The organism is Halomonas elongata (assembly GCF_029081005.1).
GTDB classification, from domain to species: Bacteria; Pseudomonadota; Gammaproteobacteria; order Pseudomonadales; family Halomonadaceae; genus Halomonas; species Halomonas elongata_B.
In genome coordinates this window covers 1-208 of record NZ_JAJQTQ010000166.1, presented here as the reverse complement: position 1 = coordinate 208, position 208 = coordinate 1, and the positions used below count along the sequence as shown (strand labels likewise).

The 208-nt window shown below is 63.0% G+C and carries 1 protein-coding gene; it reads right to left on the bottom strand.

What is annotated here, in order from left to right; all coding sequences use genetic code 11:
* Positions 1 to 208: VCBS domain-containing protein (locus LU493_RS19950; RefSeq protein WP_275289526.1), on the bottom strand; the 208-nt coding region annotated here is incomplete at both ends.

Genomic DNA, 208 nt, shown 5'->3' with positions numbered 1-208 from the left:
GTCGGCGGGCCATCGGTGGCGCCATTGATGGTCACCGTCAGCGTCGCCGTGCTGGTATCACCATCGGCATCGGTCAGGGTGTACTCGAAGGTTTCCGTCAGGAACTCGCCATCATCCAGCGCCTGGACGGTGCCGTTGGTGGTATCGACCTGGTAGGACCAGCTGCCGTCGCCGTTATCGACAAAGCTGCCGTAGCTCGCGCTGGTGT